The organism is Paraburkholderia phenazinium (genome assembly GCF_900100735.1).
In the GTDB taxonomy this organism is placed as follows: Bacteria; Pseudomonadota; Gammaproteobacteria; order Burkholderiales; family Burkholderiaceae; genus Paraburkholderia; species Paraburkholderia phenazinia.
Genome location: NZ_FNCJ01000011.1, coordinates 1 through 18,779, shown reverse-complemented (window position 1 = coordinate 18,779; position 18,779 = coordinate 1). Strand labels below are relative to the sequence as shown.

Genomic DNA, 18,779 nt, shown 5'->3' with positions numbered 1-18,779 from the left:
GGGCTGATACTGTGCCGCGCGCGACGCCGCAACATTTTGCAGGATGCCTTTTGCAATTGGCATAGGGAAAATGCAAGCAATTGCAAAAGATGATGCGACCCACAGCCTTTTCTGGCTTGGCTCGCCGTGCAGGGCGGAGTAGGTCGCGGTGGCCTTCATCGCAGTGTCCAGAAGCGGCGGCGCCGCTGGGCGGCCCCGCTCCGGGACAAACTGGATTGCCGCGCCGGCGGGGACAGGCGGGCCTCAGGGCTCGCTGTCCTCCGCCGCGTCGTCGGTGCCGTAGGTGCTGAGCCGGTTGTAGAGCGTCTTCAGGCTCACGCCGAGCGCTTTGGCCGCGCGTCGCTTGTCGCCGCCGCAGTACTTCAGCGTGCCGAGGATGATCTGCTTCTGCGCGTCAGCAAGCGGCGTGCCGATCCACACGCTCATCGAGTCGCCCTGGGTGACGGCCTTTTTCACGCGCGAGGCGAGATGCGGGTGCGGCAGCTCGACGGTCTTTTCGGCAAGAATGAAAGCCCGGTAGATGGCGTTTTTCAGCTCGCGCACATTGCCGGGCCACGACCAGGTGCGCAGTGTCTCGATGGACCGCTTGCTGAAGCTCTTGCTGGTGTTTTCCTGCACGTTCAAGGCGGCGAGGAAATGCTGTGCGAGCAGTTCGCGATCGCCTTCGCGCTCGCGTAGCGGCGGCGCGCGCAGCGGAAACACCGCGAGCCGGTACATCAGGTCCTCGCGCAGGCCGTTTTCCTTCACGGCGATCGCCGGGTCGCGGTTGGTGGCCGCAATCACGCGTACGTCGCCGCTGATTAGTTCATTGCCGCCAACCCGATAGAACGTGCCAGTCTCCAGCGCACGCAGCAGCTTGACCTGACGCACCGGCGCCATTTCGGTGATCTCGTCGAGAAACAGCGTGCCGCCGTTGGCGTGCTCAAAGTAGCCGATGCGCCCCTGCACCGCGCCGGTAAAGCTGCCTTTTTCATGGCCGAACAGTTCGGCTTCGATCAGTTCGTCGGGAATCGCGCCGCAGTTGACGGCGATGAAGGGCGCGTCCTTGCGCGCGCTCTGATCGTGAATCGTGCGGGCGATCAGTTCTTTGCCCGTGCCGGATTCGCCGATGATGAGGGCGGTTGCATCGGTCGATGCAACCCGTTCGATTTGATCGTATAAATCGAGCATCACGGGGGAGGAGCCATACAGCAGGCCGTATGACTTGAGCCCCGCCACGCCGTCCGTCACGCGAGACTTGCCCGCTGCCGCCGCGTCGGCGGTGGCAAGAGCAGGCGCGTCTAGATCGGTTGACGCCATAACCAGGTTGTCCTGTGCAAATGTGTTCGATGGTGCCGCGCAGGCGTGTCAAGCGCGTGAGCCTGTGCATGTGAGCAATGGGTCACTATCTCACAAAAATCGATTTAAGCATCGCTCGCACGACACGGCAATCCGCATGTCGATTGCGCGTGAAGCCTGAGGTGCCGTGCTAACGATTGCCCGGCCACGCTGTCCAATGAGCATGTACTGCTGCTTCGCTCCCCGGTGGGCGGCACGCGCTCGTTTTCATCAACTGGATGATCGGGTACGCCGTTTGCGACACCAGGACTTTTGGCTCGCTGGATACGTTACGGAGGATCGACTCATGGCACGGCCCAAGATTGGCATTTTCGGCGCGCTGGTCGCCGTCGGCGGTTTGCTGGCATGGCGCTGGGCGCAAAAGCATCGCGCTTCGCAAGCGAGTTTGAATCGCGAGCTGAACCGCTGGGAGGACGAGGGCGGGGCGGTCGTCGCGACCGCCCAGGCGGCGCCGGCCGCACCCGTCGTTGCGGCCGGCGGGGCACCCACCGCTGTCTCAAATGGAGCGCACCATCCGAATGGCCTCGGCGAGGCGTGGCCGTTTCCACATAGTTGAGAAGCGGCTGAGAAGCGCTGCGCGTGACAAGTTCCTGTTGCGCGCGACAGGGGCGCCAGGGAGGGCGCCAAGGGCGGCGCTCGAGGAGACGGACGTCACAGTTCGTCTCAATAAAGTTTTACAATAGTTATTGATGGAACAATAGGTCCGTTTGGCACCGCGCATCACGTAAATTGTTGCGAATTTGTGCCAAGTCATCCACAACCAGAACTTTCGGACTTTCGAGACGCGATGCCACACGTATTGATTGTCGATGACGACGCCGGTACCCGTGAGGCGCTTGCCGCCATCATTGGGGAAGACGGCCTCACTACCGCCACTGCCGGCGACCTGCGCGAAGCGCGCATCCAGTTGGTCCGGCAGATGCCGGATGTCGTATTTACTGACCTGAAGCTGCCGGACGGCAGCGGCGTGGACCTGTTCGAAGATCTCGACCCGCGCTCGGGCGTCGAAGTGATCGTGATTACCGGCCACGCCACGGTGGAATCGGCCGTGAACGCGCTGAAAATGGGCGCGACCGACTACCTCGTGAAGCCGATCAACATGCAGCGCGTGAAGGCGATCCTGTCGCGCCTGCCGCGTCCCGGCGACCTCAAGGCCGAAATCGGCACCTTGCGCGGCGAACTGCGGCGCATGGGCCGCTTCGGTTTGATGCTGGGCAATTCGCCGGCTATGCAGGAGGTCTACGACCAGATCAGCCGCGTGGCGCCGACGGCCGCCTCCGTGATGCTGGTGGGGGAGTCCGGCACCGGCAAGGAAGTCGCCGCGCAGACCGTGCACCAGTTGAGCTTGCGCCGCAAGCACGCCTTCCTCGCGGTCAACTGCGGGGCCATCTCGCCGAACCTGATCGAATCGGAAATGTTCGGCCATGAACGCGGCTCGTTCACGGGTGCAGACCGGCAGCACAAAGGCTATTTCGAGCGGGCCAACGGCGGCACGCTGTTCCTCGACGAAATCACCGAAATGCCGATCGAGTTGCAGGTCAAGCTGCTGCGCGTGCTCGAAACGGGCATGTTTATGCGGGTCGGCACGACCAAGGAAATCGAGACCGACGTTCGCCTGATTGCGGCCACCAATCGCGACCCGGAGCAGGCGGTGCTCGAAGGCAAACTGCGCCTTGACCTGTATCACCGCCTGAACGTGTTTCCGATCAGCCTGCCGCCGCTGCGCGAACGCGGCAAGGACGTCGACCTGCTCGCGCAGGCCTTCCTCGACGAGCTCAACGAGCGCCACAGCACCCGCAAGCACTTCCCCGCTGCGGTCAAGGAAATGCTGCTGTCGTATCCGTGGCCGGGCAACGTGCGCGAACTGAAGAACTATGTGCAGCGCGCGCACATCATGTCCGGCACGGATTCGGATAGCACGGCGACGGTGCCTTTGCAGATCACGCTGTCCAAACCGGCCGCCGGCACGGCGATCACGATTCCGTTCGGCACCTCACTTGCCGAGGCGGATCGCCAGTTGATTCTCGCCACGCTCGAGCAGTGCGGCGGCGTGAAAACGCGTGCCGCGGAAATCCTCGGCATCAGCCTGAAGACGCTGTACAACCGGCTGGTCGAATACGGCAACGATGCGAGCCGCGGCGAGGACGGCGACGCTTCAGACGAATCGCGGGCATTGGGCGGCGCCGACGTCTGACGCGCTGCCGGGGGCGTGTGCGCCACGGCATAGGCCTTGCTGCGATCCCTCCAAACGCACACAAGGAACTCCTATGCCGCTCCACGTCCCCGCTCCTACGCTCGAAGCGCATCGCCCCGAGCCGACTGATCCGCCCAATCCCGGCGAACCCGATACGGTGCCGGAGCCGACTCGCGAGCCGGGGGAACCGACCGCACCGCCGATCGGCGATCCGCCTCCGCAGCCCAATGAAACGCCGCACATTTCGCGCGGTGCAGTTCGCCCTATGATGTTCTGAAGCCGCTCTGCGCAGCGGCGGCCAGCCTTGGCCGCCGCCGGTCCGCTGGTTAAATCGAATTGCTGTACTTGTTACAAAGCCGGCGACGCTTTTACCGGCAAATTGACACCGCGGGCCCTAGACTATGTTCAAGCCGCCAACGAGGGCGGCGGGCTTTAGGGCCTGTTATAAGCGTGAACGGGCCCCAGGAGGCATCGATCATGAGACACCCGGCATTGCGGCGCTCCGCGCGCCATTCGAAGCGCGACTCGCGCCCCGGCAGTGGAGCGGGGGGGCCGCCGGCAGGACCGGATCCGGCCGGGCAGAACCGCGTCGCACCTGACGCCCCGCCGGATGGCGAGCACAACCAGGGCGGCGTGCGCCCGGAAGGACTCGAATACCAGCGCGACCTCGGCTCCGAGCAAGACGCCTGACCGATTTCGCCGGCGCCGGGCGAAACAGAAAATTCTTTTGCGTGATGCCCGCGAACGGCAGGTTTATCCCTGTCTGTCACATTTGCATACATTTTTATTTCGCCAGTTTTGAGATGCGGCACGCGACTTGCATGCACCAAGGCGGCACATCCCCGCATGCAACGAACAACTGAGTGAGGTGGAGCTCCAATGAGCAGATTGATCGTGGTATCGAATCGTGTCGCGCCGACGCAGGAAGGCCGCCCCGCAGCAGGCGGTCTTGCAATCGGTGTACTGGACGCCCTCAAGGAAACCGGTGGCGTATGGTTCGGCTGGAGCGGCGAGACGGTGGCGGAGCCGGCAGCGCCGGTGATCGAAAAGCAGGGCAACGTGACGTACGCGACGGTGGGTCTCACCAAGCGCGACTACGACCAGTACTACCGCGGCTTTTCGAACACGACGCTATGGCCGACTTTTCACTATCGTAACGACCTGTCGCGCTTCGATCGTCAGGAGTACGCCGGTTATCTGCGCGTGAATCAGACGCTCGCGAAGCAGTTGAAGGAGATGGTCAAGCCCGATGACATCATCTGGGTCCACGACTATCACCTGCTGCCGTTCGCCAAGTGTCTGCGCGAACTCGGCGTGAAGAATCCGATTGGCTTTTTCCTGCATATCCCGTTTCCGGTGCCGGAAGTGCTGCGCAGCGTGCCGCCGCATGAAGAGCTCGTGAAGGCTATGTGCAGCTATGACGTGGTCGGTTTTCAGACCGAAGCGGATCGGCAGTCGTTTGTCGACTATATCGAGCGCGGGCAACACGGCACGTCGAGCGAAGACGGCATGGTGCACGCCTATAACCGCTTCCTGAAAGTCGCGGCCTATCCGATCGGGATCTATCCCGATGCGATTGCCAAGGCCGCCGAGCAGTTCACCGATCGCAAGCCGGTGCGCAGCCTGCGCGACGGCATGCGCGGCCGCAAGCTGATCATGAGCGTGGACCGCCTCGATTATTCGAAGGGCCTGGTCGAGCGCTTCCAGGCCTTCGAGCGTCTGCTGCTCACCGCGCCGGGTTGGCACGGCCGCGTCTCGCTGGTGCAGATCGCACCGCCGACGCGCTCCGATGTGCAGACGTATCAGCGCATTCGTCAGACGCTTGAGGGTGAAGCCGGGCGCATCAACGGCCGCTTTGCGCAGCTCGACTGGACCCCGATCCAGTACCTGAACCGCAAGTACGAACGCAATCTGCTGATGGCGCTGTTCCGCCAGTCGCAGGTGGGCTATGTCACGCCGCTGCGCGACGGCATGAACCTGGTTGCAAAGGAGTACGTGGCATCTCAGGATCCGGCCGATCCGGGTGTGCTGGTGCTGTCGCAGTTTGCCGGCGCGGCCGAGCAGTTGCCGGGCGCACTGGTGGTGAACCCGTTCGACCTGTCGCAGATGGCCGAGGCGTTAGAGCGGGCGCTGTCGATGCCGCTCGCTGAACGCCAGGCGCGGCACGCGGACATGATGGCGCCGCTGCGCGAAAACAATCTCTCGGTGTGGCGCGATACCTTCCTGGCGGACCTGCGCCATGTGTCGACGGCGTCTTCGGTGACGGCCAAAGCGGTAAAGCTCGCAGACGTGACAGCGACTTGAAGCGCTGAAGGGCGCTCAATGACGCTGAGGGAGGCCTGGAGCAGCGCTGAATTAATGCGGCGTGGGGCTTCAGCTCTGGCGGTGGGTGGGAGCGGTTCTTACCTTTGCTGTCACGTCTAATCCATGATGCGGCTCGCCGGGTTTGCTCAGGCGCCCGCCGCTAACAAAACCTTCTCCACGGCGGCCGTCCGGCCGCCGTTTTTATTGGCGCTCTCGTAACGCGAGCCTTGCCAGGCGCGCGTTACGCGTGCTGCTGGTTCAGATCGCCAAGCGGCACAGGCGTCGCGGTCGGATCGAAGTCCGCCCAACGACCGCGCTGCCAGCGTCCGGAGGCGCGCTCGAGGTCGGTGCCGCCCGCTTCGCGCAGTACGGCGGCGGCGTCGAGCTGATTGTCCTCGCAGACATGCACGGCCACCAGTACACCTGAATTGCGCATCTCGTGATGGACGATCTCATGATGCGCAGCGCGCGCGTTGCGAGCCTGCAGGAACGCGCCGACCCGCAAGCCGAGATACGCCCCGACCCCCGCCGCGATTACGACCACCGGCAGCGACGCCGCGAACGCCATGAAGATTGCCGCGCCGATGATTGCCCCGGCGACCGCGCCGATGCTCGCGCCGTGGCCAGCCGGGTGGTGGAGTGGCGGCGCGGCGCTGGCTCCCGGATCGTGGTGATCCGGCGCGTGGCGCGCGTGCTGACCGCGTGGATTGACGAAGAACAGCGTGACGTCTTCTTCGACGAAGCCACGCTCGAACAGCTTTTGCGCAGCGGCTTCGGCAGCAGGAAACGTGGTAAAGCGTGCAGCGACGATGAGTGACATGGGAACCCCCTCGGCATCGTTCAGAAGCCATGCAGGGAAGTGCAGGGACGCCCGCTGCCACGCGATGCATGAAGATGCGGCGCGGGTTAGTGCCTTAGACATCACGGGGCACCGCAAGTGCGGGCCACCGTTATAAGAGGTTAGCACCGCGTGAGGGCTTTTTCACGGCTGGATGAGCGTGGGCTCAACGCTCGTTGAGGGCTCGACTGAGGTGGCTCGTTTAGAACCGCCCGATCAAAGCGCGTGTTCGTTTACGCGGCCGCGGGGCTCGCATGCTGCATCACCCGCATCGTGCTGACGACGGACGCCACTGCGGCAAAGCCCGCCGCGACATACAGCGCGATGGTCGGCCCATGTTGCGGTGCGATGCCGAAGATCAGCGCCACCAGCGCGGCGCCGAGCGTTTGTCCGGTCAGACGCGCGGTGCCCAGCATGCCGCTGGCGCCGCCGCTGCGTTCGCGCGGCGCGGCGGCCAGCATGGTGCGATTGTTGGGCGACTGGAAGATGCCGAAGCCCGCACCGCACAAGGCCATGCGCCAGGCAATCTGCAGCGGCTCAGGATGCGCGCCGAGCGTGGCAAGCAGCAGCAAACCCGCGGTCAGCGCGAGCAGTCCGATGCCCCCCAACCACCCCGCCGACAGCCGGTCCGACAGCACCCCCGATAACGGCGCCGCCACCACGATGACGAGCGGCCACGGTGTCATCAGCAGCCCGGTCTGGACCTGCGACAGTCCGAGCGTGTCCTGCAGCATGAACGGCAGCGACACGAAGGCGAGCATCTGCGCTGCGAACGAGCAAACCGACGTGCCGATCGACAGCGCAAACACCGGAATGCGCAGCAGATCGACAGGCAGGAGCGGCGCCGGTTGCGTCAACTGCCGGCGCACGAAGAAATAGCCGATCGCCACAGCACTGAGTAGTTCGAGCGCGACATAGCCCCAGGTTTCGCCATGCCCGAGTCCGTCGACAGCGAAGATCAGCAGGCCGAATACCAGGGCATTCATTACGGCACTGAGATAGTCGTAGGGCGCCTTATGCCCCGCATTGCCTGGCAGCGCCTTGAGGCCCGAGACGACCGCGGCGATCCCGATCGGTACGTTGATGGCGAAAAGCCACGGCCACGGGGCGATGGCCAGCACGCCCGAGGCCACCGTCGGGCCGACCGCGGAGGAGACCGCCACCACCATCGCATTGATGGCGACGCCGCGCCCCAAGTGGGCGCGCGGATAGATGGTGCGCACGAGGGCGGTATTGACGCTCATGATGCCCGCCGCGCCGAAGCCCTGGATCACGCGAGCGATCGCGAGCGTCGTCAGCGAGGTAGACAGCGAGCAGCCGAGCGAGGCGACCGTGAACAGGATCAGGCCGCCTAGATAGACGCGCCGGTAGCCGATCCGGTCGCCCAGCGACGCCAGCGGCAGCAGCGAAATGGTGATCGCCAGTTGATAGGCGTTGACGACCCAGATCGACGCCGCGGCGCTCGCATGTAGATCGCGGGCGATGGTCGGCAGCGCCACGTTGGCGATTGCGCTGTCGAGCACGGCGAGGGTAATGCCGAGCGCCACCACCACGATGGCCCAATAGCGCTGCGGCGGGGGCAGTCCCAGTTCGGTGTCGGGCGTGGGGGAGTGGGCGCCGCTGGGGGCGCCCGCAGGAATGGAACCGTTTTTGCCGGAGGCTGGTGCGTGCATCGCGTAGCGCGTCGTTTATTTCAGTTCGTACAGACCGGTATGCGTCGTCGAGTCGATTTCGTTCAGGTGCGTCATGAAGCGCGCGATCGCGTTGGTCGTCTCCGCATTGATCGGCAACTCCGCCACCTTTAGCGCGTGCAGGCGGAAGATGTAGCGGTGCGTTCTATCGCCGCGCGGCGGCGCGGCGCCACCGAAGCCCACCGTGCCGTAATCGTTGCGCACTTGCAGCGCGCCTAGTGGCAGCAGGCTGCTGTCGGCTGTGCCGGCGTTGCGCGGCAGCGAGCGGACATTGGCCGGAATGTTGACCACGACCCAGTGCCAGAAGCCGCTGCCGGTCGGCGCATCGGGATCGTGAACGGTCAGGGCGAAGCTTTGCGTATCCTCCGGCGGCGCCTCCCACTGCAAAGCCGGGGAGATGTTATCGCCGTCCACGCCGAATGCCTTGTCGTTGTATTCCTGGGCTTTCGGCATGAAGCCGTTGGTGGGGAAGTCGTCGGACCAGAGACGGAAGTCAGCCATCGTATGCCTCCTTAAGGTGGTTCTCAGATGGGTCGAGCTGCCGGAAAAGCGCATTGCGGACAGACCCGGGTGAGCCAATCGAGTGTATCACCGGCGGCTGTTTCTATTGTTCGAAGCGGGCAGTGCTCTGTCTCGCGTGTCAACTGCGTACTTCGAGTTCGGCGCCGTCGCTGTGCAGCCACTCGACCAGGCGTTGCAGCACGCCGTCGAGATCGCGGTTGGCGCCTCGCAACGCGCATTCCCACACCACGGCGACGCGCCAGCCGGAGGCGAGCAGGGCGGCGCGCGACTTCGCGTCGTTGCTGCGGTTGCGGCCGATTTTCTCGCGCCAGAACTCCGGGCGCGTCTGCGGCCATTTGAAGAGCGGGCAATCGTGGCCGTGCCAAAAGCAGCCGTGTACGAACACGACGGCGCGGTAGCGCGGCAGGACAATGTCGGGGCGTCCCGGCAGGTCGCGCGCGTCCAGACGGAAGCGGAACCCCTGCCGATGCAGCAGGCTGCGGATCAGCAGCTCCGGTTTCGTGTTGCGCCCGCGAATGCCGGACATCATCCGGCTGCGCGTGGCGGCATCGACGACGTCGACCATCAGCCCACGCGCACGCGCGCCTGCGGGGCGCTCCGGCGGGCCGCGACGGGGCGAGCGCCGGTGCCCCGTTGCGCCGTGTTCTTCCGCTTGGTTTGCCGTTCTTTTTGCGGCGCTGCCTCTAGCCCGGACCCGGCTGGCAGTCCGTCATTCAAGCCGTCTTCCGTGCCGCCGTGCAAGCTATCGCTGTGGACTGCGCTCTGCAGAGCGTTGCCGGCCGCAGCTTGTGAAACGCCGTTCGCCTGACTGTCCGCCGCGCCAAGCAGCGCCTGCACATGCGGCAGCATGATGCGCGCCACTTCCTGCATCACCGGCATGACGACGCTGTTGCCGAACTGGCGGTACGCCTGGGTGTCGCTGACCGGGATCCGGAAGGTGTCGGGAAAGCCCATCAGCCGCGCGCATTCGCGCGGCGTGAGTCGGCGCGGGCGCAGCCGCTTGCCCTGGGAGACGAGGATCTCGGAGCCGTCCTTGTGATAGCGGGCCGACAGGGTGCGCGTCACGCTGTCGGGGTAGGCCATGCCGAAGCCGAAGCCGTTGCCCGCCGCGCGGTGCTTTTCCGCATAGTTCTGCAGATAGGTCCACAGATTCGGCGTCAGCGTGTACTTCGGCTGCACGCGCTTTTTCGCGTGATCGAAGAAACGGTCGTGGTCCCACGGCAGCACCGGCTCGCTGCCGTCGGTGCGATGCAGGATCGAGCCGAGCCGCGGACCTTGCTCGGGCAGCCGCAGGTCGTCCCACGAGAACGCCGTCTTGCCGCGAAAGCCGACGATGATGATCCGCTCGCGGTGTTGCGGCGTGAAATGCTGGCCGTCGACGATGCGGTAGTGCACTTCGTAGCCCAGCTCTTCGCGCAGCGTCTGCAGGATCACCTCGAAGGTGCGGCCCTTGTCGTGCGACAGCAGGTTCTTCACGTTCTCCAGCAGGAACGCCGCGGGACGCTTGGCGGCGATGATGCGGGCAACGTCGAAGAACAGCGTCCCCTGGGTCGCGCACTCGAAGCCATGCGGCCGGCCCATCGCGTTCTTCTTGCTGACGCCCGCAATCGAGAACGGCTGGCAGGGAAAGCCGCCGAGCAGCACGTCGTGAGAGGGCACGTCGCTAGCGGGATACGACACAATGTCGCCAATGAACGAGTGATCCGCGCCGTAGTTCTCCAGGTAGGTCTTCTTGGAGAAGTCGTTCCATTCGCTGGTGAAGACGCACGCGCCGCCTTGCGCCTCGAAACCCATGCGGATGCCGCCGATGCCGGCAAACAGGTCGATGAAGCGGAAGTTGGCTTCACCACTCGCGCCGTGCTTGCTGGCGGCGCCTCCCTGCAGCAGATCGCGCAAGGCGGGCTCGAGCATTGCCGGACAAGGCGTTTCGCCCTTTTCCCAGCGGCGCACGGTCTTGATGTCCTTGCCGACGTGAGCGGCGATTTCTCGTTGGGTGAAGCGGGTGCGCGCCTGTTTTAGCAGCTCGAGCGGTGGGGCCTGGGTCACTAGCAGTCCTTGCTGGGGATTTTTGCGGACATTATGACCTGGAGTTGTCCCTTTTTTCCAGGATTCGTGGTTCGAACGGGCAAAATTGGCTCGGCTTGCCGCCTTGCGCAGCAAGCCATCTGTTGGCTAACGGTCAAGCTTCGTCAATTTCATGTCTGACAGATTGCGAGCGTTATTTAGGGTTGTTAGCCTACGTCCGGTGACGCAAGATCTCCGCGTTACGGTGTGTTCAAGCCGCGGCGTGGTCCGCGGCTTTTTTTACACGGTGCGTTGCCGGTAGAAATGACAAGCGGAGCGCGAGGCAGTGGGCAGCCGCGCCTGCGCTCAGCTCAGTCGCTGCGAAAGAGGCGGATGGTTTTCGTGCGCGCGGAGCGGCAGCGCCTTCCACGCGGGCACACAGCCTGCCGGGTCGAACTGGTCGAGTTGCAGCAGCAGACTGTCGACGGCGCACAGTTGCGCGTGGGACAGATGTCCGGCGTCGAGCAATCGGTGTAGACGCTTGCGCCAGTAGGCAGGCGGCAGGATCGACCCACCCAGATCGCCGAGCAGCGAGGGCTGCATCACACGGCGGATATGCGCGATATCCTGGTCGATGAGCGTCGCCGACAAGGTGTGGCTCGGCAGGGTGAGCGTGGGGTCCATGGCTCATTAACGGCAGGCCGAATCCTGACTTTAGGGGCGCAGCAGAATCTTTTCGAACGCGTCGGCGCGTGCCGGCAAGGGCTGGGCACAGCGGTTGCTGGGTAGGAACCACTGGCGCAACTTCGCGCCGGCATTGCAATCGCATGGAGCTACACATGAACAAAGACCAGGTGAAAGGTGTCGCTGAGCAGGTCAAGGGCAAGGTCAACGAGGCCGTCGGCAAGGCCACGGGCGACAAGGCCAAGGAATTGAAGGGTGATCTCCAGCAAGGCGCCGGCGAAATCCGCAAGGCCTACGGCGACGGCAAGGAACAAGCCAAGGACAACGCCAAGCGGAACGCACCGTAACAGGCAGGCCGGTTTGATGGAAAGGCGCTTCGGCGCCTTTTTGTTTGTCTGCCGCGCTGCGGCAACGGTGGCGAAGACCCCCCGCGCCCGGATGCGCTCGCCTAAACTGAATGCATCGACAGGGAGGTGTGCGATGACACCCGAAAAAGTGATCTCGATGTTCGAGCTGCAGTTCCTGGAGGGGAAGGCGCCGGTCAATGTCGAATATGTCTGTGCCGGCTTCGCGGATTGGCTCGCTTCGGCCTGGGAATACCTCGATGGCGAAGAAAAAGCCCTGTTGATGTCGGTTGGGGCGGCACTGTGGCGCGAGGGCTATAACCGGCGCGCCGGGACTGCGACGAACGATCCGTGGTGAGGTCGGCGATGTTTTGTGAGCCTCGCGGGCCTCAATTGATTAGCATGCCTTGTTATTGGGTGGAGTGCGAGGGTTGCCGATAGACCGCCTTTGCCGCCGCGCCGGAAAAATTTTGCAGGAGCGTTTATATTGGACGGCTTGTTCGCCGGGCCGGCTTGCCACGCATAGGCATTGTCGCCGCCTTCCGTCCATCCCGTCCAATAGGGCTTCTATGACCGATCTTTCCGCTTTTCCCATCACGGCCAAATGGCCGGCCGAGCATCCCGAACGCCTGCAGCTTTACTCGCTGCCCACGCCGAACGGCGTCAAGGTCTCGATCATGCTCGAGGAGACCGGCCTCGCTTACGAACCGCATCTGGTGCGCTTCGACACGAACGACCAGATGTCGGCGGAATTTCTCTCCCTCAATCCGAACAACAAGATCCCGGCCATCATCGATCCGAATGGACCTGACGGTAAGCCGCTCGCGCTCTTCGAATCAGGCGCGATCCTGATCTATCTCGCAGACAAGACCGGCCAGCTGATTCCGCAGGACACCGCCGGCCGCTACGAAACGATTCAATGGGTGATGTTCCAGATGGGCGGCATCGGCCCGATGTTCGGGCAAGTGGGCTTCTTCCACAAGTTTGCCGGCAAGGAGTATGAGGACAAGCGCCCGCGCGAGCGCTATGTCGCGGAGTCAAAGCGTCTGCTTGGCGTGCTGGAAGGGCGCCTCGCCGGCCGTGCGTGGATCATGGGCGACACTTACACGATCGCCGACATTGCGACCTTCCCGTGGGTGCGCAATCTGATTGGCTTTTACGAGGCTGCGGAGCTGGTGGGATTTGCGGATTTCCCCAATGTCAAACGGGTGCTCGATGCGTTTGTTGCGCGTCCGGCGGTGGCTCGCGGGCTGGAGATTCCGAAGCGGAACTGATGCCGCTGGACCTACACCGGCGACGCTAGCGCCTCGCGGACTGACGCGATGGCGCTGTCCCAATCACCCAACGCCGGCTGGCGAAAGATCTGCGCGTTCGGGTACCAAGGGCTGTCCTGGCGCTCCAGCATCCAGCGCCAGCAGGTGTCGAAGCGGTTCAGGATCCACACCGGCTTGCCGAGCGCACCGGCCAGATGTGCCACGGCCGTATCGACGGTGATGACAAGGTCGAGGTTTGCGACGAGCGCTGCGGTGTCGGCGAAGTCGGCGAGTTCTTCCGTGTAGTCGACGATCCGCTCACCGAGTTCCGGCCATTGGGTCAGTTGTTGTTCCGCAGGCCCTTTCTGCAGGCTGTAGAAACGGATTTGCTCTACATTGAGGACCGGACGCAGGGCGTCGAGTGTGATCGAGCGGCGGGCGTCGTTCTTTCTCAGCTCCGCCACATGCGGCCGGTTTCCGCCGGCCCAGACCAAGCCGGCCTTCAGCCTGCGGTCATCACCCGCATCGAGTGCGATACGCTCGGCCCAGCGCTGCGACGCCTGTGCGTCGGCGAACAGGTAAGGCACGGTCGCAGGAATGCTTGCAAGCTCTGTCTTGAACGCGAGCGGCAGACTGAGCAGTGGAGTATGGCAATCGAACGGCGGCAGCGGCTGGCCTTGTTCGATCAACTGCGCTACGCCTTCCAGACTTGCCAGCAGTCGCATCAGTTCCGGCGGCACTTCGAGCAGCACCCGCGCGCCCAGCGCCGCCACCATCGACACGTAGCGGCAGAACTGCAGCGTATCGCCCAGACCCTGCTCGGCATGCAGCAGGATAGTCTTGCCGTTGATGGCGAAGTCCCCCAGCCATAGCGGCTGCGCGAAGCCGCGTTGGCTTGCCTTGGTCCGGTTGCGTTGCCAGCGCCATTCGTATTTCGACCAGCCTTCTGCCAGCTTGCCCATCTGCAGCAGACAGAGCGATTCGTTCCAGTGCGCCTCGGCGAACCCGGGGTCCAACTTGAGCGCGCGCTCGTAGCTTTGCAGCGCTTCTTCGTGCTGACCCAGGTCGACGAGCGTCAAGCCGAGATTGTTCCAGGCGTCGGCAAGTGCCGGCGCGAATTCGAGCGCGCGCTGGTAGTTCAGTTGCGCGTCTTGCGGCCGGTTCAGATCGCTCAGGGCGTTCGCACGATTGCTCCACGCCTCCGCATAGTTCGGTTGTAACGCGATAGCCTGGTCGCAACTCACGAGTGCGTCTGCGGGGCGGCCGAGATCGCGCAGCACGCAGGCGCGGTTGCTCCACGCCTGCGCGAATTCCGGGCGCAACTTCAGCGCGCGCTCGAAGCTCGCCAGCGCTTCGGCGGGCAGATCCAGACCGGCCAGCGCGTTGCCGCGATTGTTCAGCGCATCGACGAAATCGGCTTGCAGGGCGAGCGCACGGTTTGCGCTGGCGAGCCCTTCCTTAAAGCGCCGCAGCGCGTTGTAGGCGAAGGCGAGATTGGAGTGAATCGGCGCCTGCATGCCGTTGATGGCGACCGCTTTCTTCAGCAGTTCGATTCCTTCGTCGAGACGGCCCGACTGCAGCGCCAGGGCGCCGAGCAACTGGATCGCATCGAAGTGCCTGGGCCGCAGCACGAGGATCTCGCGGTACACGTCCTCGGCCTCGGCATAGGCCGCGTTTTGCTGCAGGGCGAGCGCCTCGTGGAGCAGGTTGTCGATCTGGCGCTGCGGGTTCGCTGTCTTGCTCATAGAGTGCTTAAGGCTGGGCGCTTGCCTGAATGAACGGCTTGGCGTGGCCCGGCCGGATGGTCTTCGGTCGCGGTGTTTGGCTAGTCTGCCGCTTCCCCGGCGGCGCACGGGCGGCACTGGGGTAGGGCAGGCGGATGGCGGCGATTATCGCCGAAAAGAACGCGGCTGGCGTGGGCCGCGGCGACCCGGTGGAGTTTTCGGCCACCGGCGCTGGTGCACCTGACACGTCGCGCACCGACGATCTGGATTTCGGGCCGATGGACCATTCCATTGCCGTATGCAAGGCCGCTGCGCAAAGTGCCGGGCAGGGACGCTGCGTCAAAGTTCGGGCCTACGAGGCCTGTATGAAGACGCGTGGTTATCTGACCGTGCTCGGGCAGGAGAATCCTGCCGGATGCTGGCAGCCTACCTGGGAGCCGGATGTGCGTAAGCTGCTTCAGTGATGAGCGGGCGGGCTTCCAATTGAGGTGTTGCTAGCCATGCAAACAACAGACTGGTCGGTCGAACCGACGCTGTGCCGGGCCGCGCGTCCTGGTTGGCCTACGGTGTCGAAAGCCTGCCACTGACACAGAAGCGTTTGATACGTGGGTTTGCTTGCCCGATCCGCAGGGGGTAGTTCCTTGGCGCTACGAAGCAAGTTCAACCTGCGCGTGTCTGGAAGAGGGCGACTTCGTGCAAAGGTCGAACTCGTCGAGTTCCAGCAGCAAACTATCGACGGCGCGAAGCTGTGCGTTCGTCAGGTGCGTGGTGTCCAGTATCTGGTAAAGGCGCTGGCGCCAGTAGGCGGACGGCAGATACGAGCCGCCGAGATCCCCATGCAAGGCTGGCCGCATGACGCGGGCGATATGGGCGATGCCTTCGTCGATAAAGGTATTCATATGTGTCCCCGTAAATCCTGCCGGCTGGTCGGGCCGCTTGCGTTACGTCTGATGAATGTGGCGCATCGATGCATGTGCGTTTGACGTCGGTGCGCAGGAATTAGGTAGGAATCCGTTCAATTCCACGCGTCCCATGAATCGAAGAGTACGCGTGCGCCACGCCGCTCAATCAGACGAATACCGCTGGTTTACCGCGTCAATTCGCTTGCTGCGAATCGCCCGTGCGATGGGGTTGCCAGAGGGGCTGGTGTCCCGGGAGGTCCGGTGGCCGGGGATTGTGATGTTTGCGACAACAATGAATTCAAAATTTCGGTCTTCACCCCAGATTCGACGCCTCGTAGACTGTACTTACTCGCTACACACAACCGTGTTTGTAGCACTGCACAAGACAATCTTTGGAGGTCCCATCATGAAATCGCTCATCAAGGCTGTTGCTATTGCTGCCCTGCTTGCCGCCCCGGTTGTGTCGTTTGCTCAGACGAATGAACCCGTGACGCGCGCACAAGTGCGCAACGAACTGATCCAGCTGGAGAAAGCCGGATATAACCCGTCGATCTCGAACGACGAAGACTATCCGGCTGACATCCAGGCCGCCGAAGCACGCGTCGCCGCCGAAAAAGCGACCGCACAAGCCGACACAACCGGTTATGGCGCGAGCGCCAACGGCTCGACACAAGCCGGACAACGTACCGAAACCGTCGTGAGCCCGTACTCGCCGCCGGTTTATAACGTGCGCTGATCGATGGCGCGACCGGCGTGTGAATGCCGGTCGCGTAGCGCGCCAGTGAGTGGCGCTGGTTGATACGAGGCGGGCCCGCATCTCGAACGAGATGCGGGCCTGTTTGCATGGGTGGCGGTGTTTCGCCGGCTCGTGGCAGCGATTTGGGTTTTGCAGTATTTTTCACAGGCCTTGTTGAGACCCGTGTGATTGCCGTGACCACGTAACGGAAGGATCCGTTTATGAAAGAACGCAAGCCCTTTGATGCTGCCGTATGCCGTTTGCTCGATGAGCAAGCCGCCACCGCAGGCGCTCCGCCAGCCGTCGCCAACAATGAGGAGCGTGTGCACATGGCGCGCGGCTTCATGATGCGTGCGCTGGAAAGCCGGGTGTCGATTGCGGGGTTGCCGAACCGGGTCGAGACGCGTGACGTAGAGATGGCGGCGGGTTTGAGCGCGCGTCTATATCTGCCGCCTGTGGAGGCGGCGCCGCGACCAGTGATGGTGTATCTGCATGGCGGCGGCTGGGTGGTCGGCGCTGTGGCGACCGTCGATCCGTTCTGCCGACTCTTGAGCGAGGCGGCGGGGGTGATCATTGTCTCGGTCGAGTATCGGCTCGCACCCGAGCATCCCTATCCGGCAGCGTTGGAGGACACGCTTGCGGCTGTCGAATGGGCTGCGGAGCATGCACATGAGTTCGGCGGCGATGTGTCACGGCTCGCGTTGGGCGGCGATAGCGCCGGGGCGAATCTGGCCGCGGTGGCCGCGAACCGGATTTGCGGCGAGGCGCAGCCGCATGCGAATGTGCTGCGCGCGCTGCTGTTGCTCTATCCCGTGACGGATCATCCGAGTGCGGGCCATCCGTCGTATGCAGAGAACGCGGTCGGCTACGGGCTCGAAGCGAATCTGATGCGCTGGTTCTGGGAGCAGTATGCGCCGGGCATTTCACCCGACGATCCGAATGTTGCGCCGCTGCGCTTGCGTGAAGTGCCGGCGCTGCCGCCGACACTGGTGACAACCGCCGAATACGATGTGCTGCGCGATGAAGGTCTCGCTTATGTAGAGAAACTGAAGGCGGCGGGCGTGGCGCTTACTCACTTGCATGCGCCGGATATGGGGCATAACTTCCCGGTGACGCCGGCCCAGGTTGCGCGGTTTGCGCAGGGTGTCGAGACTTTGGGTGAGATTGCCGGGTGGTTGAAGGCGCGCCTGGTTGCTGGCTAGTCGGTGACAACAACGGATACGGGTTTGGGCTGAGTCAACTCGAAGCTGCGAACCCGGCCGGCGCGTACGTCGAGGATGAGCCGCTCGAGTAACTCGAGCTGGCGTGACTCAAGTTCAACGTTGCCGCTTGGCGTGGCTGTGATGGTCGCGAACCACGCGCGGCGACGCGCTATCAGATACGTCACGGCGCTCCCGCGCCCCATGAAAAACTTCTCCATTACCTTTGACCGTCTGTTGCAACGGTGTTTGCGTTAATGCGGGTGCGCAACTTAACACGTGGGTGTCGCGGGGAGAGAGTGGGTGAAGGGGGGGTAAGGCGGGGGGCTCGATCGTGGGTTTCACAATCTTCGTAAGCGCGGGGAAAGGGCGCGTCGCCACGTCATTGTGGCGGCGATTCCAACGATGGATCCCACGAGTACGATTGCACAGGCGAAGTAGAACAGCAACGGCACCTCGGCAATATCTGTGTCAGGGTCCGGTATGTCATTGTGCAGGAAGATCCTGAACCCGAGCCGGACGGTCTGGTCAAGCCAGAATGGCATTTCGCCCGGTAGCGTGACGTAATAGAGCGTCAGGTAGAAAGCGCTAACGATGGTTAGCGCCGTGCAGACACGCAGCCATGCAAGCAAAGCAAAGCGTCTCATTGGACGTTTACCGTTCCGTATGCCAGAAAGCCCCCGATAGTTCCGTACCGGATCTCGGGAAAAGTGACTTTACGGCACATTGCCCGAATGGATCATGCCGATGTTAGCTTTAGCGCAGGCACTGATTCGCCGCGCATATAAATATCCTGAATTTCATCCGTTTGACATTTCTTTGGCGTTCGTTGATTTTCCCGCGGACCATTGGTCTGTAGAATTGCGCGATTCAGACTGAAAATAAAGTCAGAGGCGGCATGGATACCCAGAACATAATCGGGGCGATCAGGGGCGGTCTTTCACAACAGGGCCGCCTGCTTAAACTGGACACTCCGGCAGGAAATAATGTCCTGCTTCCCCAGCGGGCTATCGGACGCTCACGGATCGGGCGCGATTTCACGTGGA

General features: G+C 63.3%; 21 protein-coding genes and 1 pseudogene. 11 read left to right on the top strand and 11 right to left on the bottom strand.

Annotated elements, in window-relative coordinates; genetic code table 11:
• Positions 1-243: 243 nt before the first annotated feature.
• Positions 244-1,299, bottom strand: a complete 1,056-nt coding sequence (locus BLQ92_RS22885) for a sigma-54 interaction domain-containing protein (RefSeq protein ID WP_090686818.1) — start codon at positions 1,297-1,299, stop codon at positions 244-246.
• Positions 1,300-1,624: 325 nt separating this feature from the next.
• Between BLQ92_RS22885 and BLQ92_RS22880 the strand changes: the two genes are divergently transcribed.
• The 5 genes from BLQ92_RS22880 to otsA all read left to right on the top strand — a co-directional run bounded on the left by BLQ92_RS22880 (position 1,625) and on the right by otsA (position 5,836).
• On the top strand, positions 1,625-1,894 hold the full coding sequence (locus BLQ92_RS22880; RefSeq protein WP_090686817.1) for a hypothetical protein: 270 nt from the start codon (positions 1,625-1,627) through the stop codon (positions 1,892-1,894).
• Between the two features lie 231 nt (positions 1,895-2,125).
• Positions 2,126-3,532 (top strand): sigma-54-dependent transcriptional regulator, encoded by a 1,407-nt coding sequence (locus BLQ92_RS22875; RefSeq protein ID WP_090686816.1) that lies wholly within the window; start codon positions 2,126-2,128, stop codon positions 3,530-3,532.
• A gap of 73 nt (positions 3,533-3,605) precedes the next feature.
• Positions 3,606-3,809, top strand: a complete 204-nt coding sequence (locus BLQ92_RS22870; RefSeq protein ID WP_090686815.1) for a hypothetical protein — start codon at positions 3,606-3,608, stop codon at positions 3,807-3,809.
• A 200-nt stretch (positions 3,810-4,009) separates the two neighbouring features.
• Positions 4,010-4,222: a hypothetical protein gene (locus BLQ92_RS22865; RefSeq protein ID WP_090686814.1), complete on the top strand. Its 213-nt coding sequence runs from the start codon at positions 4,010-4,012 to the stop codon at positions 4,220-4,222.
• A gap of 189 nt (positions 4,223-4,411) precedes the next feature.
• Positions 4,412-5,836 (top strand): alpha,alpha-trehalose-phosphate synthase (UDP-forming), encoded by a 1,425-nt coding sequence (gene otsA, locus BLQ92_RS22860; protein WP_090686813.1) that lies wholly within the window; start codon positions 4,412-4,414, stop codon positions 5,834-5,836.
• A 241-nt stretch (positions 5,837-6,077) separates the two neighbouring features.
• Here otsA and BLQ92_RS22855 read toward each other — a convergent pair whose 3' ends face one another.
• The 6 genes and pseudogenes from BLQ92_RS22855 to BLQ92_RS22830 all read right to left on the bottom strand — a co-directional run bounded on the left by BLQ92_RS22855 (position 6,078) and on the right by BLQ92_RS22830 (position 11,575).
• Positions 6,078-6,656 (bottom strand): hypothetical protein, encoded by a 579-nt coding sequence (locus tag BLQ92_RS22855; RefSeq protein ID WP_090686812.1) that lies wholly within the window; start codon positions 6,654-6,656, stop codon positions 6,078-6,080.
• A 251-nt stretch (positions 6,657-6,907) separates the two neighbouring features.
• Entirely contained in the window at positions 6,908-8,347 is a 1,440-nt protein-coding gene (locus BLQ92_RS22850; RefSeq protein ID WP_090686811.1) for an MFS transporter, read from the bottom strand.
• 15 nt (positions 8,348-8,362) lie between these two features.
• Positions 8,363-8,866, bottom strand: a complete 504-nt coding sequence (locus BLQ92_RS22845; RefSeq protein WP_090686810.1) for a YbhB/YbcL family Raf kinase inhibitor-like protein — start codon at positions 8,864-8,866, stop codon at positions 8,363-8,365.
• Positions 8,867-9,005: 139 nt separating this feature from the next.
• A complete protein-coding gene (locus tag BLQ92_RS22840; protein WP_090686809.1) occupies positions 9,006-9,452 on the bottom strand; it encodes a very short patch repair endonuclease in 447 nt (148 codons plus the stop codon).
• 257 nt (positions 9,453-9,709) lie between these two features.
• A pseudogene (gene dcm, locus BLQ92_RS22835) lies at positions 9,710-10,933 on the bottom strand (DNA (cytosine-5-)-methyltransferase); the annotation flags it as partial.
• A 324-nt stretch (positions 10,934-11,257) separates the two neighbouring features.
• Positions 11,258-11,575: a hypothetical protein gene (locus BLQ92_RS22830; RefSeq protein ID WP_244106363.1), complete on the bottom strand. Its 318-nt coding sequence runs from the start codon at positions 11,573-11,575 to the stop codon at positions 11,258-11,260.
• A 155-nt stretch (positions 11,576-11,730) separates the two neighbouring features.
• Here BLQ92_RS22830 and BLQ92_RS22825 point away from each other — a divergent pair, with 155 nt between their 5' ends.
• From BLQ92_RS22825 to BLQ92_RS22815, 3 genes are all read left to right on the top strand, one after another.
• Positions 11,731-11,922, top strand: a complete 192-nt coding sequence (locus BLQ92_RS22825; protein WP_090686808.1) for a CsbD family protein — start codon at positions 11,731-11,733, stop codon at positions 11,920-11,922.
• Positions 11,923-12,055: 133 nt separating this feature from the next.
• Positions 12,056-12,277, top strand: coding sequence for a hypothetical protein (locus BLQ92_RS22820; RefSeq protein ID WP_090686807.1), 222 nt, complete (start codon positions 12,056-12,058; stop codon positions 12,275-12,277).
• A gap of 211 nt (positions 12,278-12,488) precedes the next feature.
• Positions 12,489-13,193, top strand: coding sequence for a glutathione binding-like protein (locus BLQ92_RS22815; RefSeq protein ID WP_090686806.1), 705 nt, complete (start codon positions 12,489-12,491; stop codon positions 13,191-13,193).
• Between the two features lie 11 nt (positions 13,194-13,204).
• Here the strand turns inward: BLQ92_RS22815 and BLQ92_RS22810 are convergent, their stop codons facing one another.
• Positions 13,205-14,917 carry a tetratricopeptide repeat protein gene (locus BLQ92_RS22810; RefSeq protein ID WP_090686805.1) on the bottom strand — a complete coding sequence of 571 codons (1,713 nt, stop codon included), beginning with the start codon at positions 14,915-14,917 and terminating at the stop codon, positions 13,205-13,207.
• Between the two features lie 134 nt (positions 14,918-15,051).
• On the opposite strand from BLQ92_RS22810, the gene BLQ92_RS22805 reads away from it, so the two are divergent.
• Complete coding sequence (locus BLQ92_RS22805) at positions 15,052-15,360, top strand: hypothetical protein (protein ID WP_175772684.1); 309 nt, start codon at positions 15,052-15,054, stop codon at positions 15,358-15,360.
• 183 nt (positions 15,361-15,543) lie between these two features.
• On the opposite strand, the gene BLQ92_RS22800 is transcribed toward BLQ92_RS22805, so the two are convergent.
• Positions 15,544-15,795 (bottom strand): hypothetical protein, encoded by a 252-nt coding sequence (locus BLQ92_RS22800; RefSeq protein ID WP_090686804.1) that lies wholly within the window; start codon positions 15,793-15,795, stop codon positions 15,544-15,546.
• 409 nt (positions 15,796-16,204) lie between these two features.
• Here BLQ92_RS22800 and BLQ92_RS22795 point away from each other — a divergent pair, with 409 nt between their 5' ends.
• Positions 16,205-16,534, top strand: a complete 330-nt coding sequence (locus BLQ92_RS22795) for a DUF4148 domain-containing protein (RefSeq protein ID WP_090686803.1) — start codon at positions 16,205-16,207, stop codon at positions 16,532-16,534.
• A gap of 221 nt (positions 16,535-16,755) precedes the next feature.
• A complete protein-coding gene (locus BLQ92_RS22790; protein WP_090686802.1) occupies positions 16,756-17,736 on the top strand; it encodes an alpha/beta hydrolase in 981 nt (326 codons plus the stop codon).
• Here BLQ92_RS22790 and BLQ92_RS22785 read toward each other — a convergent pair.
• Both BLQ92_RS22785 and BLQ92_RS22780 read right to left on the bottom strand, forming a co-directional pair.
• Positions 17,733-17,939 carry a hypothetical protein gene (locus BLQ92_RS22785; protein ID WP_090687191.1) on the bottom strand — a complete coding sequence of 69 codons (207 nt, stop codon included), beginning with the start codon at positions 17,937-17,939 and terminating at the stop codon, positions 17,733-17,735. The genes BLQ92_RS22790 and BLQ92_RS22785 overlap by 4 nt on opposite strands.
• 135 nt (positions 17,940-18,074) lie before the next feature.
• The gene (locus tag BLQ92_RS22780; RefSeq protein ID WP_090686801.1) at positions 18,075-18,380 is read right to left on the bottom strand and encodes a hypothetical protein; all 306 of its coding nucleotides are present in this window, start codon (positions 18,378-18,380) and stop codon (positions 18,075-18,077) included.
• Between the last annotated feature and the right edge of the window lie 399 nt (positions 18,381-18,779).